This is a genomic window from Streptomyces sp. NPDC048612 (genome assembly GCF_043199295.1).
GTDB lineage: Bacteria > Actinomycetota > Actinomycetes > Streptomycetales > Streptomycetaceae > Streptomyces.
The window spans coordinates 92079-114118 of the sequence record NZ_JBICVV010000013.1; the positions used below are offsets into that span (position 1 = coordinate 92079).

The 22040-nt window shown below is 75.2% G+C and carries 18 protein-coding genes; 4 read left to right on the plus strand and 14 right to left on the minus strand.

Annotation, left to right across the window (positions count from 1 at the left end):
• Window positions 1-21: 21 nt before the first annotated feature.
• From fxsT to ACGFN2_RS21055, 7 genes are all read right to left on the minus strand, one after another.
• Window positions 22-3042, minus strand: a complete 3021-nt coding sequence (gene fxsT, locus ACGFN2_RS21025) for an FxSxx-COOH system tetratricopeptide repeat protein (RefSeq protein WP_393362557.1) — start codon at window positions 3040-3042, stop codon at window positions 22-24.
• Window positions 3043-3175: 133 nt separating this feature from the next.
• Window positions 3176-4348, minus strand: a complete 1173-nt coding sequence (locus ACGFN2_RS21030) for an FxsB family cyclophane-forming radical SAM/SPASM peptide maturase (protein WP_393362735.1) — start codon at window positions 4346-4348, stop codon at window positions 3176-3178.
• A 160-nt stretch (window positions 4349-4508) separates the two neighbouring features.
• Window positions 4509-4727 carry a YxD-tail cyclophane-containing RiPP peptide gene (locus tag ACGFN2_RS21035; protein WP_362604605.1) on the minus strand — a complete coding sequence of 73 codons (219 nt, stop codon included), beginning with the start codon at window positions 4725-4727 and terminating at the stop codon, window positions 4509-4511.
• 103 nt (window positions 4728-4830) lie between these two features.
• Window positions 4831-8214, minus strand: a complete 3384-nt coding sequence (locus ACGFN2_RS21040) for an SAV_2336 N-terminal domain-related protein (RefSeq protein WP_393362560.1) — start codon at window positions 8212-8214, stop codon at window positions 4831-4833.
• Window positions 8215-8219: 5 nt separating this feature from the next.
• Window positions 8220-9275, minus strand: a complete 1056-nt coding sequence (locus tag ACGFN2_RS21045; RefSeq protein ID WP_362604609.1) for a MoxR family ATPase — start codon at window positions 9273-9275, stop codon at window positions 8220-8222.
• A gap of 350 nt (window positions 9276-9625) precedes the next feature.
• Window positions 9626-11845: a trypsin-like peptidase domain-containing protein gene (locus ACGFN2_RS21050; protein WP_393362563.1), complete on the minus strand. Its 2220-nt coding sequence runs from the start codon at window positions 11843-11845 to the stop codon at window positions 9626-9628.
• Window positions 11845-12261 carry a CU044_2847 family protein gene (locus tag ACGFN2_RS21055; protein ID WP_362604613.1) on the minus strand — a complete coding sequence of 139 codons (417 nt, stop codon included), beginning with the start codon at window positions 12259-12261 and terminating at the stop codon, window positions 11845-11847. The genes ACGFN2_RS21050 and ACGFN2_RS21055 overlap by 1 nt, the downstream gene beginning before the upstream one ends.
• A 153-nt stretch (window positions 12262-12414) precedes the next feature.
• On the opposite strand from ACGFN2_RS21055, the gene ACGFN2_RS21060 reads away from it, so the two are divergent.
• Window positions 12415-12597: a DUF6104 family protein gene (locus ACGFN2_RS21060; protein WP_018087464.1), complete on the plus strand. Its 183-nt coding sequence runs from the start codon at window positions 12415-12417 to the stop codon at window positions 12595-12597.
• Window positions 12598-12713: 116 nt separating this feature from the next.
• On the opposite strand, the gene ACGFN2_RS21065 is transcribed toward ACGFN2_RS21060, so the two are convergent.
• Window positions 12714-13151, minus strand: coding sequence for a hypothetical protein (locus ACGFN2_RS21065; RefSeq protein WP_362604614.1), 438 nt, complete (start codon window positions 13149-13151; stop codon window positions 12714-12716).
• Window positions 13152-13350: 199 nt separating this feature from the next.
• Between ACGFN2_RS21065 and ACGFN2_RS21070 the strand changes: the two genes are divergently transcribed.
• Together ACGFN2_RS21070 and ACGFN2_RS21075 are read left to right on the plus strand one after the other, a co-directional pair.
• Window positions 13351-14286, plus strand: coding sequence for a DUF4097 family beta strand repeat-containing protein (locus ACGFN2_RS21070; protein WP_362604616.1), 936 nt, complete (start codon window positions 13351-13353; stop codon window positions 14284-14286).
• Between the two features lie 2 nt (window positions 14287-14288).
• Window positions 14289-15464 (plus strand): helix-turn-helix transcriptional regulator, encoded by a 1176-nt coding sequence (locus ACGFN2_RS21075; protein WP_393362568.1) that lies wholly within the window; start codon window positions 14289-14291, stop codon window positions 15462-15464.
• Window positions 15465-15546: 82 nt separating this feature from the next.
• Here ACGFN2_RS21075 and ACGFN2_RS21080 read toward each other — a convergent pair whose 3' ends face one another.
• A complete protein-coding gene (locus tag ACGFN2_RS21080; RefSeq protein ID WP_393362571.1) occupies window positions 15547-16719 on the minus strand; it encodes a serine hydrolase domain-containing protein in 1173 nt (390 codons plus the stop codon).
• Window positions 16720-17082: 363 nt separating this feature from the next.
• On the opposite strand from ACGFN2_RS21080, the gene ACGFN2_RS21085 reads away from it, so the two are divergent.
• Entirely contained in the window at window positions 17083-17964 is an 882-nt protein-coding gene (locus ACGFN2_RS21085; protein ID WP_393362574.1) for a hypothetical protein, read from the plus strand.
• A gap of 89 nt (window positions 17965-18053) precedes the next feature.
• Here ACGFN2_RS21085 and ACGFN2_RS21090 read toward each other — a convergent pair whose 3' ends face one another.
• From ACGFN2_RS21090 to ACGFN2_RS21110, 5 genes are all read right to left on the minus strand, one after another.
• Entirely contained in the window at window positions 18054-18617 is a 564-nt protein-coding gene (locus tag ACGFN2_RS21090; RefSeq protein ID WP_393362577.1) for a Clp protease N-terminal domain-containing protein, read from the minus strand.
• A complete protein-coding gene (locus tag ACGFN2_RS21095; protein ID WP_009718008.1) occupies window positions 18617-18826 on the minus strand; it encodes a helix-turn-helix domain-containing protein in 210 nt (69 codons plus the stop codon). The genes ACGFN2_RS21090 and ACGFN2_RS21095 overlap by 1 nt, the downstream gene beginning before the upstream one ends.
• A 106-nt stretch (window positions 18827-18932) precedes the next feature.
• Window positions 18933-19529, minus strand: a complete 597-nt coding sequence (locus tag ACGFN2_RS21100; protein WP_393362580.1) for a HutD family protein — start codon at window positions 19527-19529, stop codon at window positions 18933-18935.
• Between the two features lie 74 nt (window positions 19530-19603).
• Window positions 19604-20566, minus strand: coding sequence for a zinc-binding dehydrogenase (locus ACGFN2_RS21105; RefSeq protein WP_362604627.1), 963 nt, complete (start codon window positions 20564-20566; stop codon window positions 19604-19606).
• A 155-nt stretch (window positions 20567-20721) separates the two neighbouring features.
• Entirely contained in the window at window positions 20722-21945 is a 1224-nt protein-coding gene (locus ACGFN2_RS21110) for an NADP-dependent malic enzyme (protein ID WP_362604629.1), read from the minus strand.
• Window positions 21946-22040: the final 95 nt, after the last annotated feature.

The window sequence follows — 22040 nt, forward strand, 5'->3', positions numbered from 1 at the left end:
TCCGCGGTTCTGACACAGGCCTTAGACCGGCTGCGGTTCGAAGTCCCAGTACGGGCGCCGGCGGCGCCGGGCGGACAGGGTGTGCGGGTGCTCGGCGCCCAGGGTCTCGGAGAGCTGCTGGATCGCCTCCTGTTCGAGCTTGGCCGCCTCCTGGCCGCGGCGCAGCGCCCGCAGGTCCTCGGACAGCGCCGTCTTCGCGGAGAGCGTCAGCGGATGGGTGTCGCCCAGCGCCGCCTTGGCCCGTTCCAGGGTGGTGCGGCCCAGCTCCACCGCGCCGTCCTCGTCGTCCACCCGGTTGCGGGCGGCGGCGGCGTTCAGCGCGCAGCCCAGCGTCCAGGGGTGACCGGGGCCCATGGCGTCGGTCATCCCGCGCAGCGCCCGCTCGGCGAGGTCCAGCGCCTCGGCCGGGTCCCCGAACTCCCCGCGGACCAGCCCGACGTTGCCCAGGGTGCCGACGGTGTACGGGTGGCGTTCGCCGGCCAGGGCGCGGTAGCGCTCGGCGACCTCCTCGGCGAGGTCGCGGGCGTGCCCGAGGTCGCCGTGCTCCCGCAGGAAGGTGGCGTGGTCCGCGCGCACCATCAGCGTCTCCGGGTGGCGGGGCCCCAGCACCCGGCGGGAGCGCTCGACGAGATCGGCCAGCAGGGCGGCGGCGCGGGTGACCTCGCCGGAGCGGCGCAGGCACAGCGCGAGGTTGTGCTCGGCGCGCAGGGTCTGCGGGGTGTGCGGGCCCATCACCTGCAGGTGCAGCCGGGCGTTGAGCTCCTGGCTGGAGGTGGCGTCGCGGTAGCGGCCGAGCAGGCGCAGGGTGCGGGCGTGGGCGGTGCCCGCGTTGAGCGTGAGGTGGTGGCGGGCGCGCAGCTCGCGCTCCCGGAAGGACAGCACCTCGCGGTGGGTGACCAGGGCTTCCCCGTAGCGGCCGAGCAGGGCCAGGACGCTGCCGAGGTTGTGCCGGGAGGAGAGGGTGCGGGGTGCCTCCGGGCCGAGCAGCTCGGTGTAGGCGCGCCAGACGGCGTCGAAGAGGTCGTAGGCCTGCTCGTAGGAGCCGAGCGCGATCAGCGTGCCGGCCAGCCCGTCCTGGGCCCGCAGCAGGTCGGCGTCGGAGGGGTCCCGCTCGGCGGCGAGCTGGTCGACGACGGCGCTGCCGACGGCCTCGGCCTCGCGGTAGCGGCCGAGCCGACGCAGCATGTTGGCGTGCTGGTGGGTGAGCACGAGCATGGTGCGCTGGGTGGGGGCGAGGCGGGTGCGCCAGCGGGAGATGAACTGTTCGCACAGCCGCAGGCCCATCCGGTACTCGCCGCGGACCCGCAGGTACTCCACGCAGTTGAGCAGCAGCTGCTGGACCGCGGGCTCGGGGCTGTCGAGGACGCCGGCCGGCTCCAGATGCGGGATGAGTTCGGCGTAGCGCTCCCAGTAGCGGGTGTCGGCGGGGTTCTGCGGGTCGGCGGTGACCAGCACCCGGCAGGCGCACGCCGCCATCAGGTCGCGCTCGTCCTCGGACATGTCGCTGCGCAGGAACCGGTGGTAGAGCCGGTGCATCAGCGCGGTCTCCACGGCCGGGTCGGCGTCCTGGGAGACCTGGTAGTCGAGGCGTACGGCGGTGGACTCGGTCAGCCGGCGCAGCGCGGTGTTCCAGCTGATCGGCTCGGCGGCGAGGTCCGCGAGGTGCTCGGGCAGGTCGCCGCGGCGGGCCCGGGCGAGCATCGGGACGGGGATGGTGTCCGGGGCGAAGAACGCGAACAGCTTGAGGAGTTCGACCGCGGCGGGGCTGCGTTCGCGCAGCGTGTTGAGGGTTATGGCCCAGCTGGTCTGGAAGGCCATCGGGTAGTCGGAGGAGATCCGGATGCCGACGAGGCTGGGTTCGCCGCGGCGGATCAGCTCGATGTACTCCTTGGGGGACATCGGGTTGGCGTCGAGCCAGGCGGCGGTCTGGGCGAGCAGCAGCGGCAGGTCCTGGACCGCGTCGGAGAGCAGGTCGGCTTCCATCGGCGTCAGCCGCGGGGCCCGCCGCCGCGCGTAGGCGACGCTCTCGGCGCGGTCGAAGGGCGGCACCTCGATCTCCTGGGCGCTGCCGGAGCCCGACCAGTCGCGGGTGAGGGTGGTGATCAGGACATGGCCGCGGCCGTCGGGGACCAGGTCCTCGATCGACTCCATGTCGTCGGCGCTGTCGAAGATCAGCAGCCAGCGGCGGTAGGGGCGGCCGATGCGGAGGGCTTCGTGGACGGCGCGGATGCGGTCGCCCAGCTCCCGGCCCACGGGGAGGCCGAGGCGGGTGGCGAGGTCGGCGAGCTGTTCGCGGGCGGCGCCGCGGTTGGTGGCGCTGATCCACCACACCACGTCGTAGTCGTTGCCGAAGCGGTGGGCGTACTCGGCGGCGATCTGGCTCTTGCCGACGCCGGAGGTGCCGTACAGCGCGATCCGGGTCTCCAGCGGCGGCCCGGCGCCCGCGCCGGAGCCGGCCAGCTTGCCGTGCAGCGCTTCGAGCACCTGGTCGCGGCCGGTGAAGCGGTTGTTGCGGCGCGGGATGTTCCACACCTCGGGCGGGTTGTTCGGGAAGCGGGGGGCGCCGGGCTCGTCCTCGTCGACGGTCCGCCCCGGGCCCCCGATGCCGAGCCGTTGCAGCACCCGGCGGTTGGCCTCCTGGGCGTCCAGGTCGCGCAGGTCGGCGGGGCGCAGCAGGGACGCCGTGGCGGGCAGGCTCTGGGTGGCCACGCTCACCGCGGCGAAGCGGTCGGCGTGCACGGGCACCACCTCCCGCAGCGCCGCCGTCCACTCCTCCTGCGTCTTGGGGCCCAGCCGGAAGTACCAGTCGTCCAGCACCATCAGCAGCCGGCCCTCGGCCTCCAGCAGCCCCGACAGCTCCGCCACCAGCGCGGTGTCCGCCCGGGGGTCCCAGCGCAGCATGGTCGTGCCGTGGCCCTGCTGCTCCAGTTGGTGGGCGATCCAGGCGGCCCAGGGCCGGGTGAAGCCAGCGTAGCTGATGGTGATGTGTTCGGTGGAGCCGGCGGTACCGGTGGAACCGGAGAAATGGGCCTGATCGACCATGCGACCGTCTCCCTGGGATGCGATGGTGCGCGCGCGGAGAGGCTGTCTCACCAGGCACGCCCTGGCTTTTTGGCACGATAGCCCAAGTGTCCCTCCATATGACGACAGTGCGTCAGGTCATCTCGGGTGCCCGTCAGTTGAGGGCGACCGCGGCGTCCAGGCGGGCCGCGATGTGGCGGATCAGGCGCTCCAGGTCGGCGCAGTAGACGGACGGGTTGCGGAAGCCGCCGGTGTCCGCGCGGTAGCGGTGGGCGTAGTTGCCGCCGCCGCACACCTCGACCAGGGCGCAGCCGCGGCACTGTGCCCCGAGGCCGTCGCGGCCGCTGCGGCGGGCGGCCATGCCGGGGTGCGCCAGGGCCTCGTCGAAGCTGTGGCGGAAGACGTCGAGACCGGTGGCGGCGGCGCCCTCGTAGGTGGACTTGAGCGAGTCGACCTGCTCGATGGCGCCGTCGGTGTCCACGACCAGGGCGACGACCGGGGAGAGCCCGACCGCCTCGCTGGAGCTGGGGCGGCCCAGGAGGAGGCCGAGGATCTCGGTGAACACCCGCACCCGGGGACCGGGGCCGCCGTCCCACCACAGGTCGAAGACGGTGCACAGCCAGTCGCCGTACGGGGTGCGGCCGACGGGGGCCGCCGGGAGGCCGTTCCCCGTGGTGGCCGGGGGCGGGCTGGACCAGTTGGCGTGCGGAAGGAGGAAGTCGACCATCGGGGGGTCGAGGGCGCGCAGCGACTCGTAGACCTCGGCGGGCCCGGCGGTGATGTCGATGGTGCAGAGGATGCCGGCGAACACCTCGGGGCGCGTGCGGAGCAGGCGTACGGCGCGGGAGACCGCGGGCCAGGAGGGCCGTCCGGCGTGGTCGACGCGGCGGCGGTTGAGGCCGGGGCTGCCGCCGTCCAGGCTGAGGCCGAGCCGGAACCCCGCGGCGCCGAGGGTGTCGAGGGTGTCTGGGGTGAGCAGCGTGCCATTGGTCTGCACCCCGAACTCCGCGGTGCAGCCGGCGGGCAGCGCGGCGCGGACGGCGGCGGCCTGGGCCAGCAGCGGTCCGGGGCCGGTGAGCAGCGGCTCGCCGCCGTGCAGATCGATCCGGACCTCGCGCAGCCGGTGGGTGCGGGCGTGTTCGGCGATCCGCAGGGCGGTCTGGCGCATGGTGGCGGCCGGGACCGCCGGCGGCCGGGTGCGCCAGCTGTGGTCGGGCCCGGCGTAGATGTAGCAGTAGGTGCAGGCGAGGTTGCAGCGGCTGTGGATCTTGAGCACGAACTGCCGGAAGGGCACGACAGCGGTCGGGCCGGTCTTCTCCCCCGCCACGGGTCGCCCCCTGCTCTCGTCTGCCTGCGTCGAGGTACGGGCCCGCCAACTGGCGCCCGCTGTCTGGTACATGGCTCCGCTCCCGGGCGAGGAACCAATTTCCCCGGGCAACTGGCCGGTTCCCGTGCACGTTTGCCCAAAAAACGTCCGTGCCCGACCGTCAGTGCAGGACCTTCTCCGGGCCGTCCTCGTAGTAGGCGACGGCGTCCTCCGCCGCCGGCCAGTTGCGCAGCAGCAGCGCCGCCACCTCGCGCAGCACCGCATGGTCCGTCCGTGCCGCCAGAACGCCCACGTCGACCCCGGCGAAATCCGGCAGCCTCTCGGCCGACGGCCCCGGCGGGGCGGCCACCGCCGGTTCGGTGCGGGGGGTAGTCGCCACGCTGCTCTCCTCTGGCCGGCTGGACGGGTGTGTTCCCGAACTGCCGTCCACAGAAACACGGTCCGGTGCGGACGGCAGACAGCCGGACGGGTGCTCGGGGCGGTCAGGCGGTGGATTCGAGGGCGCGCATACGGGCGCGGGTGCGCTGGGCCTCGGGGCCGGTGTCCTCGCCGGCCCGCTGCCACTGCTCCCAGCTCTCGCGGTAGGCGTGGAGTGCGGGCCGGGGGCCGGCGGTGGCCTCCAGGACCTCGCCGCGGCGGTGGTGGGCGCGGGCGGCCAGGAGCGCGCTGTCGGCCCGGCGGGCGGCCGCGGCGGCCCGCCGGTAGCAGGCGGCGGCCCGGTCGTGGCGCTCACGGGAGTCGAGACGGCGGTCCAGCAGCAGCTGGACGTCGCCCACTTCCAGCCAGGCCTCGGCGGCGACCGCGTCCGGTACGTCAGCGCCGCGGGCGGCCAGCTCCAGAATCCAGTCGGCCTCGTGCAGATCGGCGAGCGAGGGCCGGCGTTCATGGCGCAGTCGCAGCGCGCGGCCGAACAGCAGCCGGTGGCTGCCCAGGTCGGGGTCGTGCGGCGCGACCCGGCCCAGCGCCTCGCGCAGGACGTGCACCGCCTCGTTGGCCAGCCGCCGGCCCGGCTCCTCGGCCGGCTCCAGCCGGGCCCGCAGCAGCAGCGCCGCACCGCGCTCGGCGAGCAGCGCGCTGTGCTCGGGCGAGTCGGGGGTGGTCAGCCGGAGGGCGGCAGCCAGCGCGGCGATGGCGGCGTCGAGGGCGTCCAGGTCGCCGGTGCGGGTGTGGACGGCGCGCTGCGCGGCGGCCGTGTGGCGCAGGCTGTCCGCCTCCAGGGCCCGGTCGTCGAGGGCCTGGGCCAGTGCACGGGCCCGTTCGAGGGTGGGCAGTACGGACGGCAGGCCGGCGCCGCCGTTGAGCCGGCGGGCCGCCGCGAGGTCGAGCAGGGTCTCGCAGACCAGCCGGTCGGCCGTGCCGCCGCGGCGGCGCAGCAGCACGGTGGCGGTGTCGAGGTCGTCGGCGGCGCGCACGGCGAGCGCCTCGGCGGGGTGGGGCCCTCCGGTGTCCCCGCGGGCGGCCCGCCGGGCCTGGTCGAGCAGGACGCCGCCGCGCGCGGCGTACACCTCGCCCGGCACCTGCTCCCCGCTGGGCCACTGGTCGAGGAGGGTGGTGAGGGAGCGCTCCGCCTCGTCGAGGGGGTCGGGGGCGCCCGCCCCGTCGCTGTCCGGTACGGCCGGCAGGGCGGCCAGGCGGCGCAGGACCTCGGTGCGTAACACCATGCTCTCCAGAACGCGGGGGTCCAGCAGGCTCATCAGCCCGCAGGCGGTGTGCAGATGGCGGGCGGCGTCGGCGAGCGCGGCGCGCTCCTCGGCGAGGGTGCCGGCCGCCCGGCGCTCCCGGGCGCGGGCGTGGCCGACCCGGCCGAGCACGATCAGCGCCCGGGTGCGCTCGGCCTCCCGGCCCGCCGTGGCGCCCTCCCGGTCGTCGGCAGGTTCGCCCGCGCTCGCCCGTTCCGCGGCGCGGGCGGCGCGCTCGGCCTCGTCCAGGGCGTCCGGCTGGCCCCAGGTCGCCCAGGCGTGCAGCAGCGCGCGGGCGAGGTCGGTGCCGGCCACCGGCAGGCGTTCGGTGGCAGCGCGCAGCAGCCGGACCGCCTCGATCAGATCGCGGCCCGCGCGGTCCTGTTCGTAGCGCTCCAGGAGGGCCGCGCCCTCCGCGGCGGGCCCGTCGGACGCGTACGGCCGCCGGGCGGGCGGGCGCAGCGCCGGTTCGAAGCGGCGCAGCACGCGTTCGGAGACCCGGGCGAAGGGCTCGGGGACGGCCCGCCGGCCGGTCTCGGGCTCGCGTCCGCTGCCGGAGAGCATGGCGACCGCGACGGCCGGGAAGTTGCGGGCGCTGCGGCCGAAGGTGCGCTCGACGTAGAGCGAGCAGTGCTTGAGGACCAGCGCGGCCTCGCCCGCGCTGAGCCGGGCGAGGAGTTCGTCGCGCACCCCGGGCGCGAAGTCGTACCAGGGGCCGCTCACCCCGGACGGCTCCCCCGACGGCAGCCCGTCCGGCGGGAGTTGTGTGACCAGCCCGCTGAGCAGCACCTCCGCCAGCTCGGCCGGTCCGGTCTGGGGCAGCATCGCGCGCTGGACGAGCTGGATGACGGGCAGGGCGAGCGGGACGGCGGAGAGGTGGACGGCGAGCAGCCGGGCGGCCGGTGAGGCCTGCTGGTCGAACTCGCGGACCATACGGGCCGGGGCGGCGGGCCCGGTCGCGGGCGGCGGGCCGGCGGGAAGCCCGGCGCCGTGGTCGGCGCGGACGACGGAGGCCGCGCCGCGCAGCGAGAGACCGGCGTCGGCGGCGGCCAGCCGGGCCCAGGAGCCCAGGGCGGAGGGGGTGGCGGACAGGACCGGGACGGCGCGCTCGCGGGGTGGCTCGGACGGGGCGCCCGGCGGGCCCTGGGGACGGCGGCGCCGGGCCGGCCGGAAGCCGAGGGCCTGGAAGGGGCCCTGGCGGCGGACGAGGGTCCCGGCGACGGCGGGCAGGAGGGTGCGCGCCCACATCCGCTGCGGCAGCGGCTGGACGACGGCGAGCGGGGCGTCGGCCGCCCAGCGGTAGAGCAGCCGCTGCATCCGGCCGTCCCGCCAGAGGGGGCCGGCGCAGTCGCTGACGACGAGGGTGAGGTGATGGCCCGTCGGGTCGTGCAGCTGGTCGGCGGGGCGCAGCGGGCGGCCGGGCCCCGGGGCCGCCGCGACCCCGATGTCCTGGCCGTGCGGATGGAGGTAGTGCACCGTGACGTCGCGGAAGGCGCCGACGCGTTCGCAGACCTGGCGCAGGTCGTGCAGCATCTGCTCCCAGACGGCCATCGAGGACGAGCCGTCCATCAGGAGCCGCAGCGCGGCCGCCCTGCGGTGCACCCCGCGCAGCACCGGGATGATCATTTCGGCGTGGGCGGAGAGCTCGGCGGTGGCGGGCTCGTCGAGCTTCCGGGGGACCGGGGCGACCGGCGGGCGGTAGCGCTGGATGGGCCGCAGGGCGCGTTGCAGCGGCAGCAGTCCGGGGAACGCGGAGGCGATCGGGACCGCGACCTCGCCCAGGCGCTGCCGGTCCGGGTCGGGGAACCTCGTGGGGCTCTCCCCCAGGTCATGGGTGGGCAGCAGCTCCGCGACCCGGCGCCGGGCGCTGTCCTGGAGCGCGGAGGGCGCGGGGTCCCCGTCCGCCGGCCCGGCCGCGCCGCCGGGCGCTGCCGTCCCGTCCGCGCCCGCGGGTCCGGCGGATACGGCCGGTCCCACCCGGAAAGTGGCCGGATCTGTACGGTCCGGACGGTCGGTGCGGGCGGTACCGGGGTCAGCGGCGCCCTCGGCCCGGGGTGCGCCCGGGGTGATCCACTGGGCGAGCCAGAGGGCGTCGGCCATCCCGCGGGCGTCGGCCGGCAGCCCCGCCGCGGTCAGCCGGGCGACGAGTTCGTCGAGGGGGCCCGGGCCGGGCTCCCCGGGGGGCACCGGTCTCACCTCGTCCGGTCGAGAGGCCGCATCAGCTCCGCCGTCAGACGCCGCCGCGTCTCCTCCTCGTCCTCGTCCGTCCAGCCCGCGCGCTGCGTCAGGTGGATGGCGTTGAAGAGCTGGTCGACGGCGCGGACATCGCCGGGCTCGCGGTCCAGGAAGCGGTCGATCACCGCTTCGTAGCGCTCGGCGGCGCCCTCGCCGAAGTGCGCCCGCACCATGGCGGCGAGGCGCTCCTTGTCGGGCACCGGGATGTGGAGGTGGATACAGCGGCGCAACAGCGGTGCCGGGAAGTCCCGTTCGCCGTTGCTGGTGAGGACGATGAAGGGGAAGGCGTGGCAGCGCACCCGGCCGTCGCGGACCGTGACCCGGGTGCCGTCGTCGCTGAGCACCTCCACCTCGGGGGCAGATCCGGCCAGCCGCTCCAGCTCCGGAATCCGGAACTCCCCTTCCTCCAGCACATTGAGGAGGTCGTTGGGCAGGTCGATGTCGCTCTTGTCCAGCTCGTCGACGAGCAGCACCCGGGGCCGGGCGGCCGGCAGCAGGGCCGTGCCCAGCGGGCCCAGGCGGATGTAGCGGCCGATGCCGCCGCCGGGTTCGTCGGTGGGGTCCGGACCGGCCGGCACCCCGTCCTCCCCGCCGGCCGGGGCGGCGCGGGCGATCTGGAGGTCCTGGAGGCGGCCGATGGCGTCGTAGTCGTAGAGACCGTCACGGAGCGTGCTGCGGCTGACGACCGGCCAGCCGAGCACCCGGCCGAGGCCGAGTTCATAGGCGACCGAGTGGGCCAGGGTGCTCTTGCCGCTGCCCGGCGCGCCGGTCACCAGCAGCGGACGGCGCAGATAGAGGGCGGCGTTGACCAGCTCCCGCTCGGTCTCGCCGGGGCGGTGGTGGCTGGCCTCCCGGTGCTGGACGCCGAGCCTGCGCTCGGAGGAGGGGTCGAGGGCGGCCGGCGGCGCCACGAGGGGGCCGCCGTCGAAATCGCGCCAGGGGGGTGGCGGCGGAAGTTGCTCAATTCCGTCGTGCGGTGCCCCCGCGCCACGGTAGATGAGCCAGTCGCTCACGTCGGAACTCCTCGTCGCCGGCCAGGCCTCGGTCAGGAGCGATGGTCATGGCGGAGCACCGGAGATGTCGGCATCCGCTCGCCCTCCCCCCGTGTCCGCCACCCGCCATCACGCGGTCACGTCCTCACGAACAAGTCTTCCACGACGCTATGACAGTACCCACCCGGACGGAAGCACACGGGGCGGTTTCCGGTCTCCCCCGTGGGCGCCACGGGAGCCCAAGTACCAGGTACGGGGCGCGACTTGCCGCACGAGGGCGGCCGCGGCCGGGGTGGACACCGGGCGCGTGCGAGGCGTGCGGGGAGCGTGCGCGGCGGATGGCGCCTCAGGGGGCGGCGCCCCCGTGCCGCTCATCGCGGGGACACCTGGGGGCAGTCCGCGAAGAGCGGCGGAATCGGGTCCTCCGGGTCGTCGTAGAGGAGCACCAGATCGCGCGCCCAGTGGGTGCCCTCCTCCGCGGCCTCGGCGGCCTTGGCCCGCAGCTGCCGGACCAGTTCGGGGAGCCGGGCCACCCCGCCCGACCCCTGGAGCAGCTCCCGCACCCCGCGGTGGAACTCCTCGCAGCCGGCGTCGCAGTCCTGCTCCTCGCCGTGCCCGTGGGCCGGCCACAGCCCGGCCGGGAAACCGGTGTCCAGGGCGACGCCGACCGCGTCCCGGCCGAAGCCGTCCGCGACGGCGTGGCACAGCGCCGGCAGCGCGCCCTCACCGGCCGTCTCCAGCAGCCGCCAGATCGCCTCGGCGGAGCCGGACCGGGCGTCGGTGCCCGGCCGCGGCGGGAGGCGCAGGGCGTGCAGTTCGCGGGCGGCGGCCAGGCCCTGCCAGCGGCGCAGCCAGGCCGGGTCGACCTGTTCCCGGCGCCCCTGGTCCCGCAGGATCACCGCGCGCCCGGGGCCCACCGGCCGCAGCCGGGCGGTGCGCCGGGGCGACGCCGCGACCTCCCACTGGCCGGCGGCGGTGTCCCAGCGGCCCTCGGGGACGGCGACCTCCAGGCGTACCCGGGCGCCCGGCCCGGCGTCGCCGTCGGCCCGCAGCAGCCGTCCGCCGAGCCGCCGCAGCACCTGCTCGCGCGCCTGCTCGAACGGCACCCCGCCGGCCGTCTCCTGGACGTCCACCCGCAGCCACTGCCCCCGGCCGTAGCCCTCGCTGACCGACCAGTTGAACAGCTCCGGCCCGCCCTCGTCGTAGAAGAGCGGCTCGAACTCGACGAGCACGGAGCGCGGACGGCGCCGGACCGGCCCTATCCTCCGGCGGTCCTGCGGCTGCAGCACCACCGCCTTGGCCTGGACGAACTCAGTGAGGCGGGCGGCCTGTTCGCGCACCCCGGCGGCCTCGTCGCCCGGGACGTCGCGTACCTCGTCGGCGGTCAGCTGCGCCACGATCCGCAGATAGTGCACGAAGGCGCGCAGCTCCGTGTACGGGTCGCTGCCCTGGTAGAGCGCGCCGTGGCCGTCCCGCCAGGTACGCAGCAGCCAGGCTCCGGGCCGCTCGCCGCGCTCCAGCACCTCACCGACCGCGGCCTCCACGACCAGCGGATCGCGCGGTGCGGGCAGCCGGGCGAGCAGGTCCAGGGCCTGCAGCCGCTCCTGCACGCCCCACAGGCGGCCCCGGCCTGCCATGATCGCGTGCTGCGCGTCGAACCAGGTGGGCCCGGCCGTGCTGCCGAGACCCTGGCCGGCCCAGTGCCAGCGGTCGTGCGCGCTCATCAGCGCGTGGTACGGGTCGGGTCCCAGGCCCTCGGCGCCCTCGGCCAGGTGTTCCGGGCCCAGCCCGCGCAGCGCGGTGACCGGTACCGCCAGCCCGACGTGGTCCTGCTGGTGGCGGCCCTTGACGATGCCGACCACCTCGCCGCGGTCGCAGTCGAGCAGCGGGCCGCCGGAGGCGCCCGGTGTGACCCGGACGTCGCTGCCGAACTGGAGGCCCCGGGCGTCGCGGGCACCGAAGCGGACCGCGATGAAGGGGTCGACGGGGGTGGTGAGGGGGGCGCGCGGACCGCCGGGGGCGCCGCGCCGGCCGCCCGGCCCGGACCCGGCGCGTAGGTCCCGCGGGCCGCGGCCGTCCCGCACGTCCCGTACGGGGTCCGCTCCCTGTGGGCCCGCGCCCCCGCCGACGTCCTCCTCGGTGCCCGCGCCCGGCTGGTCGTGCCCGCGGAAGATGTACGCGTCCTCCAGGAGCGTCGCCGGCTGATCGCTGAGCCAGGCGCAGGGGTGCTCGGTCACCGGGTCGAGCAGCCGGACCAGGGCGAGGTCGGCGCGGGCGGCGGCGGGCCCGGCGTCCGGACGGGGGCGGCTGAGGTCGTAGGCGAGCCGGGCGGGCAGCACCCCACCGCCGTAGGTCACCCCGAACACCCCGTCCGGGCCGGTGTCCCGGCGCCGCCCGTCGCTCGCCGCGAGCACATGGGCGCAGGTCAGCACCCACCCCGGGGCGACCAGCACCCCGCTGCCCCACAGCCGGGCGGTGGCACCGCCCGGGGCGGCGCGCAGGCCGACGGTGGTGCGTCCGGCGTGGTCGAGGAGCTGTGTGTGGCGGGCGCGGTCGTCCCGGCCGGCGGCCCGGCGCTCGGAGGTCGCCATCAGCGGTCCGAATCGTCCGGCTCCCGGGGGCCGGGTGTGGGCGTCCCGTGCGGCGCCTCGCCTTCTGGCGCCCGGTCCGCGCGCCAGGTGAGGGTGACGGAGAGGTTGGTCTTCGCCTCGCCGTCCGCGAGCAGGGCGACGGCCTTGCCCGGCTTGGCCGAGAGCTCCACGCCGAAGGTCACACTGGTCTCGTGCGGCGCGACCCGCTCGGCGGCCTGCCGGACGCTGGCGGCGACCCCGCCGATCACCTCGCGGAGCCCCTCGACCCGGGCCCCCAGCGCGTCCCAGGCGCCGACGTCCTCGAATTCCGCGTCGGCGTCGTCCGTCCCGTCGGGCTCCGGGGTGTCGAGCCGGGAGACCCGGGCCCAGACCTCCGTGCCGTCGGGGAGTTCGATGCGCTGTGCGCGCTCGTGCATCACGGCCTCCCGCGCCCCGTGGGCGGCAATGTCCCCATTGCCGCAGGACCGTTGACAGGTGATCAGGCTAGCCGCCGGCCGTCTGTGGCGCGAGAGGTCCGTGAGCCTGCCTATCCTGGCCGGGAATGACCCATGACCCCTGGTGGAGAGCGCGTGTATTTCACTGACCGTGGCATCGAGGAGCTGGAGAACCGGCGCGGCGAGGAAGAGGTCACCCTCGCCTGGGTGGCCGACCAGCTGCGGACGTTCGTCGATCTCAATCCGGACTTCGAGGTACCGGTGGAGCGGCTGGCCACGTGGCTGGCCCGGCTGGACGACGAGGACGAGGACGAATAGGAGCCATCGAGGAACGGGCCGGACCGGAAGCACGGTGCCCCCGTCCCCGGCGGCCGGGTCATGCGCGGACGGTCCGCCCCCGTAAGGGCGGCGGACCGTCGTGACCGATCCGGAGATCAGGAGCGGCTGAGCGCCTTGCGCAGGTAGCTCTTCACGTCGTACTCGGCGTTGAGGGCCGCCTGACCGGCCCGCCGGTCGTGCTCGATGTACGCCTTCTTGTTGTGGTGCTCGGCGGCCTCGGTACCGCCCGCGGCGCCGTCGAGGGCCCCGCGGATCTCGTCCCGGTGGCGGGCGTTCCGGCACGCCCCCTTGGCGTTGACGATCTTCCCCTGCACCGAGTGGTTGTACTTCGCGGCCTTCTTGTAGCTGCGGCCGCGGTCCGCCGAGATGGCCTTGTCGTTGAGCGAGTAGGCCTTCGCGATCAGCCCGTGGCACGACGCGGCAGCGGCGGCCGGGGCGGCGGGAGCGGCAGGAGCCGCGTGGGCGGCGGTGACCGGCAGGCTCAGGGCGGCGCCGAGCACCAGCGTCGAGATCAGCCCCGTGGAGGTACGCACAGTTTCAACTCCCCTATGGCATACGCCATGACAACAGTGGTCACCGGCCAGGACACCGCTTTCCGGGTGCGCGGTTGCACCCCCGGCGGCGTCGACGGACCCCTCACAACCGGATGCTTGACTTCCACAATCCGCGATATATCGTGTTCCCAAGAGACGCGATATATTGCGTTGCAGGACTATCCAGGGGAGGCCAGGAATGTCAGCCCGGAGCGAGTGGTCGCAGCCGATGCAGGTGGCCGAGCCACGCACACTGGAGATCCCGGACCCCTTCGACGCCGTGAACGTGCGCGTGGTCGGCGGCACCGTCAACGTCGTCGGCACCTCGGAGGGCGGTCCGGCCCGGGTGGAGATCAGCGAGCTGCACGGCCCGCCGCTGACCGTCGCCTGCGAGGACGGCACCCTCTCGATCGTCTACGACGACCTCCCCTGGAAGGGCTTTCTGAAGTTCCTGGACCGCAAGGGCTGGAACCGCAGCGCGGTGATCTCGGTGACGGTGCCGGCCGGCACCCGTGTCGAGGTCGGCGTGGTGGGGGCCGGCGCGGTGATCTCCGGCATCTCGGGGCGTACGGACGTCCGCGGGGTCTCCGGTGACGCCACGCTCGTCGGGCTGACCGGCAGGGTGCGCGCCGACACCGTCTCCGGCAACGTCGAGGTGCAGTCGGTCACCGGCGATCTGCGCTTCCACTCCGTCTCGGGGGATCTGACGGTCATCGACGGGGCGGGCGGGGCGGTGCGCGCGGACTCCGTCAGCGGCGACATGGTCCTCGACCTGGACCCCGGCCGGGCCGCGGACATCGCCCTGACCACGGTCTCCGGGGAGGTCGCCATCCGGCTGCCGGACCCGGCCGACGCCAGGGTGGAGGCCAACACCGCCAGCGGCACGGTCTCCAACGCCTTCGACGACCTGCGGGTCACCGGCCAGTGGGGCGCCAAGAAGATCACCGGTGCGCTCGGCGCGGGCACCGGCACCCTCAAGGTCACCACCGTCTCCGGCGGACTGGCCCTGCTGCGCCGCCCCTCCTACGGGGACGGGGACGAGGAGCACCGGCCGGGCGGCCCCGGCGACAGCCCGGCCCCCGGCCCGCAGGGGGACTCCCCCACCGACCCGCCCGCCCGGAAGAAGGTGCTCTGAGCATGCCCCCCGTCTTCGCCCATGGCCGCCTCCGCCTCTACCTCCTCAAGCTGCTGGACGAGGCGCCGCGGCACGGCTACGAGATCATCCGCCTCCTGGAGGAGCGCTTCCAGGGCCTCTACGCCCCCTCCGCCGGCACGGTCTACCCCCGGCTGGCCAAGCTGGAGGCCGAGGGCCTGGTGACCCACACGACCGAGGGCGGCCGCAAGGTCTACTCGCTCACCGACGCCGGCCGCACCGAACTCGCGGACCGCGGCGGCGAGTTGGCCGATCTGGAGCTGGAGATCCGGGAGTCGGTCGCCTCACTCGCCTCCGACATCCGGGAGGACGTGAGCGGTTCGGCGCGGGATCTGCGCCGCGAGATCCGGGAAGCCGCCCAGCAGGCCCGCAGGGACGCGCGAGGCGACGGTACGGCCGGGCGAGCCGGCGACGGGACCGCGGACGGCGCCGACGAGCGGCCGTTCCCGGGCGCCGGCTCCTTCGAGGGCGCGTTCCGCGACAAGGAGTCCTGGCAGCAGGCGAAGGAGGAGTTCCGGCGCGCCAAGGAGGAGTGGAAGGAACAGGCCCGCCGGGCCAAGGAGGAGAGCCGGCGCGCCAAGCAGGACGCCCAGCGGGCCCGTAAGCAGGCCAGGGACGCCCAGGACGTCGCCCGCGAGGAGGTCCAGCGGGTCATCCGGCACGTCCAGGAACAGGCCCAGGGGGCGGTGCGGTCGGGCGACTGGGCGGGCGTGGTGCGCGAGGCGCTGTCCGAGGTGTCCCGCGAGGTCGGCCGCTTCACCGGCGGCCCGTCCGACGCCCGGCGCGAGGCCGGTGAGCCGGGCGGGGCCGGGCGGGCCGGCGCGGACGACGGGACCGGGGTGAGGGTCGAGCGCGCCGACCGGCCGGGGGACGGTGCCGGACCGGACGCGACGGCCGGAGCGGCCGGGGCGGACGCGGCGGCCGAAGCCCCGCCGGCCCCGGAGTGGGCGCGGGAACCAGCCGGCGAGGACCCCGCCCGCGACTTCGACCGGCTGCTGGACCGCTTCCGCGACGACCTGCGGGACGCGGCCCGCGATCACGGCGTCACCGCCGCACAGCTCACGGAGTCCCGCGACCGGCTGTCGACGGCCGCCGCCCACATCGGCGCGCTGCTGCGCCACCCGGAGCGGTACGCCGCGCGCGCTGACGGGGACGACTGACGCCGCCGGGGCGGGGCCGGCGGGTGGCCACCGTGGCGGAGCGGGTGCCTCAGGGCGCGCCCGCCCCGCCGCGGCCGTGTGCTCAGGCCCCGGCCGCGGGCTCCACGGGCTCCGGGGCCCCGACGCAGCTCCGCAGCGCACCGATGAGCCGGTCGGCCCGCGGGTCGCCCCCGGCCCCCATCCGGTTCGCGGTGTAGGCGAAGCCGACGCCGAACTCGTCGTCGCCGAAGGCGAACTGGCCGCCCGCCCCGCTGTTGCCGAAGGAGCGCGTGCCGAGCAGCCGGCGGAACGGCGAGTCGACGAGGAAGCCGCTGCCCCAGCGGGCGCCGAGGTCCGGGAACCCCGACCATGACGGACCGCCCGACAGCTGCCGGACCGCGTCGGTCACGGTGTCGGCGCCGAGCAGCCGCGGCCCGCCGTCCACCCCGGTCGCGACCGCCGCATAGAGGGCCGCCAGCCCGCGGGCGCCGGACACCGCGCCCGCACCGGGGAATTCGGCGGTCAGCAGGTCCGGGGAGTTGTAGCCGTGCGGATCGTCGAGGCCGGGGAAGGGCAGGACGCCGTTCATCGTCAGGGCCCGCATGGGCAGCAGGTCGGCGCTCGGCAGCGGGGAGCGCCCCTCGGCCTCGGCCAGCCGGGCCAGCCGCGGCACCTCCTCCCGCGGCATCCCGATCCAGGTCCGCAGCCCCAGTCCGTCGCCGACGGCCTCGCGGAAGTACCCGCCGGGCGTCCGGCCGGTGAGCCGCCGGATGAGTTCGCCGACGATGAAGCCGAAGGCGTGCGCGTGGTACTCGTAGGCGGTGCCGGGCTCGTACAGCACCGGCTGCTCCTCCAGGGCGCGGATCACCGGCGTCCACCGGGTCAGCTCCGTGAAGTCCAGCCGCCGCTCGGCGAGCGGGATTCCGGCGGTGTTGGCGAGCACCATCCGGGTGGTGATCCCCTCCTTGCCCCCTTGGGCGAACTCCGGCCAGACGTCGGCCACCGGGGCGTCGAGATCCAGCGTCCCCTGCTGGGCGAGCAGATGGGCGCAGACGCTGATCAGGCCCTTGGCGAGGGACATGACGGGAAGGACGGTGTCCTCGTCCCAGGCGCGCCCGGTCCGGTCGTCGGCGGTCCCGCCCCACAGGTCGACGACCTTGCGCCCGTGCGCGAACACCGCGACGGCGGCGCCGAGTTCCCGGTCCTCGGCGAAGTTCCGGGCGAACGCGTCCGCGACGGCCCCGAATCCCTCGTCGGCCCATCCCTGCTGTGTCATCTGCGGCTCGCTTCCTCGCGTCGTGCGGCCCCGGCCCCCGTGGGCCGCCGCCGGCCGGGTCACCGTACGTGTGCGGCCGCCCGTGTTCGACTCAATTTCCGCCGCACGAGGGGGTTTGGGCCACCCGGGGCTGCGGCGTCCGGAAGCGGAATCCCCCAACCCGCCTTCTGTTACCCACAGTTGCCATCTGCGGTCCGGATTCACGCGGCGTAATCGGGGAAGTGACTACTTCGCACGGCTTTTCGTTCGGCACCGGGTACCGGGGAGCCCCACTGCCCGGTTCCGCGGGCCGGCGGCCGTGGTCCGGACCACCGTCCGACTCTCCCGTCTGCGCACGCATCGTGAAGGCCATGAGGTAAAGCGATGTCGGAATACCTTTCGGTCGCCCGCCGGATGTGGCACCTGCTGGAGCCACTGCACGCCACGCTGTACTTCGCCCCCGAGGCCCGCCGGGTCGCCGCCGGCCTCGGCCATGACGTCGCGTCCCGCTGGCCCAGCTATTTCGCCTGGCGTACGGCTCCGCTGGGCGCCGCCGGACCCGAGCTGGTCGCCGCGACGTACTACACCTTCAGCCCGCGGATGGTCGCCCGCCACGTCCCGCGGATCTGGAGCGTCGCCGCACCGTCCGTGGTGCTGGAGGCCCGGCTGCTGGCGATGGACCGTGCGCTGACCGCCCTCGTCGCCGGCCGGCTGACCACCGCGCAGCTCATGGAGGCGGCGCGGCTCGCCCGGCAGGCCGCCGAGAACGCCGGTTCCGCCGCCCGCCCGCTGGCCGCCGCCAACCGCGATCTGCCCTGGCCGGACGCCCCGCACCTGGTGCTCTGGCAGGCCGCGACGGTGCTCCGCGAACACCGCGGGGACGGCCATCTGGCGGCCCTGCTGACCTGCGAACTCGACCCCTGCGAAGCCCTGGTGTCCTGTGTCGTCACGGGTGCCGCGCCGGCCGCCGACTTCGTGGGACGCGGCTGGAGCGCACAGGAGTGGAGCGACGCCCGGCACCGTCTCGCCGCCCGTGGCTGGATCGCCCCGGACGGCACCGCGACCGACCGCGCCCGCACGGAGCGCGAGGCGATCGAGCGGACGACCGACCGGCTGGCGGCCGGGCCGTGGCGGGCACTGGGCCACTCCCGCGCCGAACGGCTGGCGCACCTGCTCCACCCGGTGCTCGGCGCGGTCTCCGAGGCGGGGTATCTCCCCCGGCGCAGCACACCGGGCCTCGGGAGGGTGCGGGCCGGTCAGCCGTAGGGGCGGTCCGGCCGGGCGACGCCAGGAGATCCGCCCCGCCGGGCGGTCACGAGGCGGTCCCGTGGACCCACGAAGCCGCCCCGCCCGGCTCAGCTCGCGCGCCGGCCCCGCGCCTCGCCCAGCGACCGCACCACCTCGTCGTGGGTCACCCCGATGCCGGCGAGCACCGCAGCGGCCGGTCCGGAGCCGGTGGTCAGCGCGAGCAGCAGATGCTCGTCGCCGAGGTGGCGCTCACCGCGGCCGGCCCCGATGCGCAGCGCGCGCTCCAGTACGGCCTTCGCCTCCGGGGTGAAGGGCCGGCGCACCCGTTTCCGGCGCCCGGCCGTCCCGTCGGCGGCCAGCGCGCCCACCCCGTGGGTCTCCTCCACCCGCGCCACGACCGCGTCGATGTCGATCCCCAGCCCAGCCAGCGCCGCCGCGTCCGCCGCGGTCACCCCGCCCCGGCGGCGCACCTCCGCCAGGGCCTGCGCCACCGACTCCCGCCGTTCGTGGGCCCCGAGTGCGGCGAGCACCCCGGCGGCCGGTGACTGCCTGCGCTCCAGCAGTGCGAGCAGCAGCTCCGGTTCGCCGATCGTCCCGGTGCCCGTACGGTCCGCCTGCTCGGCCGCGCCGCGCACCACCGCGCGCGCCTCGGCCGTGAACTTCTCGAACATCAGCGCCTCCCGTGCTTCTTGTGCACTGCCTGCCTGCTGACACCCAGCTCCGCCGCGATCTCCTGCCACGACCAGCCCTTCGCGCGGGCGCTGCGCACCTGCACGGCTTCGAGCTGCTCCAGGAGCCGGCGGAGCGCGGCCACGGCGCGGAGCCCCACCCGGGGGTCCCGGTCACCGGCCCGCTCGGCGAGATCCGTTGCTTCGGTCATGGATGTCAATGTACGTTGACGCCCCGCGGGCGTCAACCATCATTGACAGACATGGCACAACTCGGCCCGGGGTGAGCACACTTGAGGAGCCCGCGGGCCGGGCGGTTCAGCCCTGGGGTCGGGCAGTGGGAGCGGCCGCGGACAGGGTGATCAGCGCCGCGGTGCCGTCCGTCCGCACCTCGGCGGGCGCCGCCTGCGGCCCCGTCAGCAGCGCGGCGTCGAAGCGGGCCAGCGGCACCGCGGGCCCGCCGGGCGTCCGGACCCGGGTCTCCCCCTCGACGGCCACGACCAGCACGGCCTCCGGGCCGTCGCCGCGCTCGGCGCCACCGGCCGGCCGCCCTGCCGGCTCCACCGTCCGGCGGCCCCGCAGCATCTCCACCGTCGCGTCCGCCCGCCCCTCCCGCAGCATCACATTGAGGTTGACGACCGGGCCGTCCAGCAGCCGGGAGCCGGTCTCCGCGCCGCCGGGGAAGGCGAACGGGCGGCCGCGGTCCGGGAGGAGCCGGGTGGTGCCGTCCACCGTCAGCTCCAGCCCGGCCCCGGCGACGACGGTGAGGACGCGCCGGACGCCGGGCAGCGGCGAGTACGGCCCGTCCCGGGTGACGTCCGCCAGGCTGACCCGCCAGACGAAGGTGTCCCAGCCGGCGCCCGGCGGGTGGACGGCGACCTCCCGGGTCACCCCGCCGCCGTTGCTCCACGGCATGGCGGGGCGCCCCTCCGCCCGCAGAATCCGCACGGTCCGCAGCCTTCCGAAGAGAAGTGGGTGTCCGTCAGCCGTCAGACGGTCAGTACGATCTTGCCGAACAGCTCACCCTCGGCCATCTTGCTGAAGCCCTCGCGCGCCCGGTCCAGCGGCAGCGTCGAATCGATGACCGGCCGGATGCCCTTGGCCGCGCAGAAGCTGAGCAGCGACGCCAGCTCCGTCTTGTCGCCCATGGTGGAGCCGACGACCTTCAGCTCCAGGAAGAAGATCCGGTTGAGCTCCCCGCTCTTGGGGGTGTAGCCGCTGGTGGCGCCCGAGATGACCAGGGTGCCGCCGGGGCGCAGCGACTTGACGGAGTGCGACCAGGTGGCGGCGCCGACCGTCTCGATCACCGCGTCCACCCGGTGCGGCAGCCGCTCCCCGGACGCGAACACCGCCTCGGCGCCCAGCTCCAGGGCCCGCTTGCGCTTGGCCTCGTCCCGGCTGGTGGCGAAGACCCGCAGCCCGGCCGCGGCGCCCAGCACGATGGCGGCGGTCGCCACACCGCCGCCCGCGCCCTGCACCAGGACGCTGTCGCCGGGCCGTACGCCCCCGTTGGTGAACAGCATCCGGTACGCGGTCAGCCAGGCGGTCGGCAGACAGGCGGCCTCCTCGAAGGACAGTTCCTTCGGCTTGGGCAGCACGTTCCAGGAGGGGACGGTGACCTGCTCGGCGAAGGTGCCCTGGTAGCGCTCGGTGAGGATGGAGGGCTTCTCCTTCGGGCCGACACCGTGGCCGGTCTGCCCGATGACGGAGTGCAGGACGACCTCGTTGCCGTCCTCGTCCACCCCGGCGGCATCGCAGCCGAGGATCATCGGCAGCGCCTCGTCGGTGATCCCCACCCCGCGCAGCGACCACAGGTCGTGGTGGTTGAGGGAGGCGGCCCTCACGTTGACGGTCGTCCAGCCGGGGCGTGCGCCGGGGGCCGGGCGCTCCCCCAATTCGAGGCCGTTCAGCGGCTGGTCACGGTCGATGCGGGCGGCATAGGCAGCAAACATGAGCCCAACGTAGGCCGCTGCCGGGCGCTTCGGTACCGCGTACGGGTGTGACACGCACCGCGTCGGCCCGGCGGTGCACCGCGCTCACGACGGGCCGGGCCCGCACCCCTGGAGGTGCGGGCCCGGCCCGTCGGCGTGGAAACGCGGCGGCGCGGTCAGCGGCGCGCCACGCCCTCGGCGCGGGCGGCGGCCGCGACGGCGGCGGTGACGGCCGGGGCGACCCGCTCGTCGAACGGCGAGGGGATCACCCGGTCGGCGCCGAGTTCGTCGGCGACCACGGCGGCCAGCGCCTCGGCGGCGGCGAGCTTCATGCCCTCCGTGATCCGCGAGGCCCGCACCTGCATGGCACCGGCGAAGATGCCCGGGAAGGCCAGCACGTTGTTGATCTGGTTGGGGTAGTCGCTGCGCCCGGTGGCGACCACGGCCGCGTACTTGTGCGCGATGTCCGGGTGGATCTCCGGGGTCGGGTTGGCCATCGCGAAGATCAGCGAGTCCTTCGCCATCTTCGCCACCGCCTCCTCCGGCACCGTGCCGCCGGAGACACCGATGAAGACATCGGCCCCGGCCAGCGCGTCCTCCAGCGAACCGGTCAGCCGGCCCTTGTTCGTGAAGCCGGCCACGTCGCGCTTGACGTCGGTGAGGTCGCCGCGGTCGGTGGAGACGATGCCCTTGCGGTCGCAGACCGCGACGTCTCCGATGCCCGCCTCGATGAGGATCTTGGCGATGGCGACACCGGCCGCGCCGGCGCCCGAGATGACCGCCCGCAGCTGCCCCAGCGAACGGTCCGTGAGCTTGGCGGCGTTCCGCAGCGCGGCCAGCGTGACCACGGCGGTGCCGTGCTGGTCGTCGTGGAAGACCGGAATGTCCAGGGCCTCCTGGAGCCGGCGCTCGATCTCGAAGCACCGCGGCGCCGAGATGTCCTCCAGGTTGACGCCGCCGAAGGACGGGGCCATCCGGACGACGGTCTCGATGATCTCGTCGGTGTCGGTGGTGCCGAGCGCGATCGGCACCGCGTCGACGCCGCCGAACTGCTTGAAGAGGATGGCCTTGCCCTCCATCACGGGGAGCGAGGCCTCCGGACCGATGTCACCGAGGCCGAGCACCGCGGTTCCGTCCGTGACCACGGCGACGACCTGGGACTTCCAGGTGTAGTCGTGCACCAGCTCGGGCTGCTCGGCGATGGCGCTGCACACCTTGGCGACGCCCGGCGTGTAGGCGAGGGACAGGTCGTCCTTGTCCCGGACCGGCACGGTCGCCTGAATGGCCATCTTGCCGCCGCGATGCAGCGCGAACGCCGGATCGAAGGCATTGTCGGGCGCGCTGTTCGCGTCCGTACCGGTATTGCTGTCGCTGCGAGGATTGACGATCTCCGCTGCCACTTGTCTTACCCCTTTTATTCGTGAATCTGCTGAGGGTGGCCACTCCCTGGTTGAGGGGTGGGCGGGCACCGCGTCCGTGCCCTGCGCCGCAGATG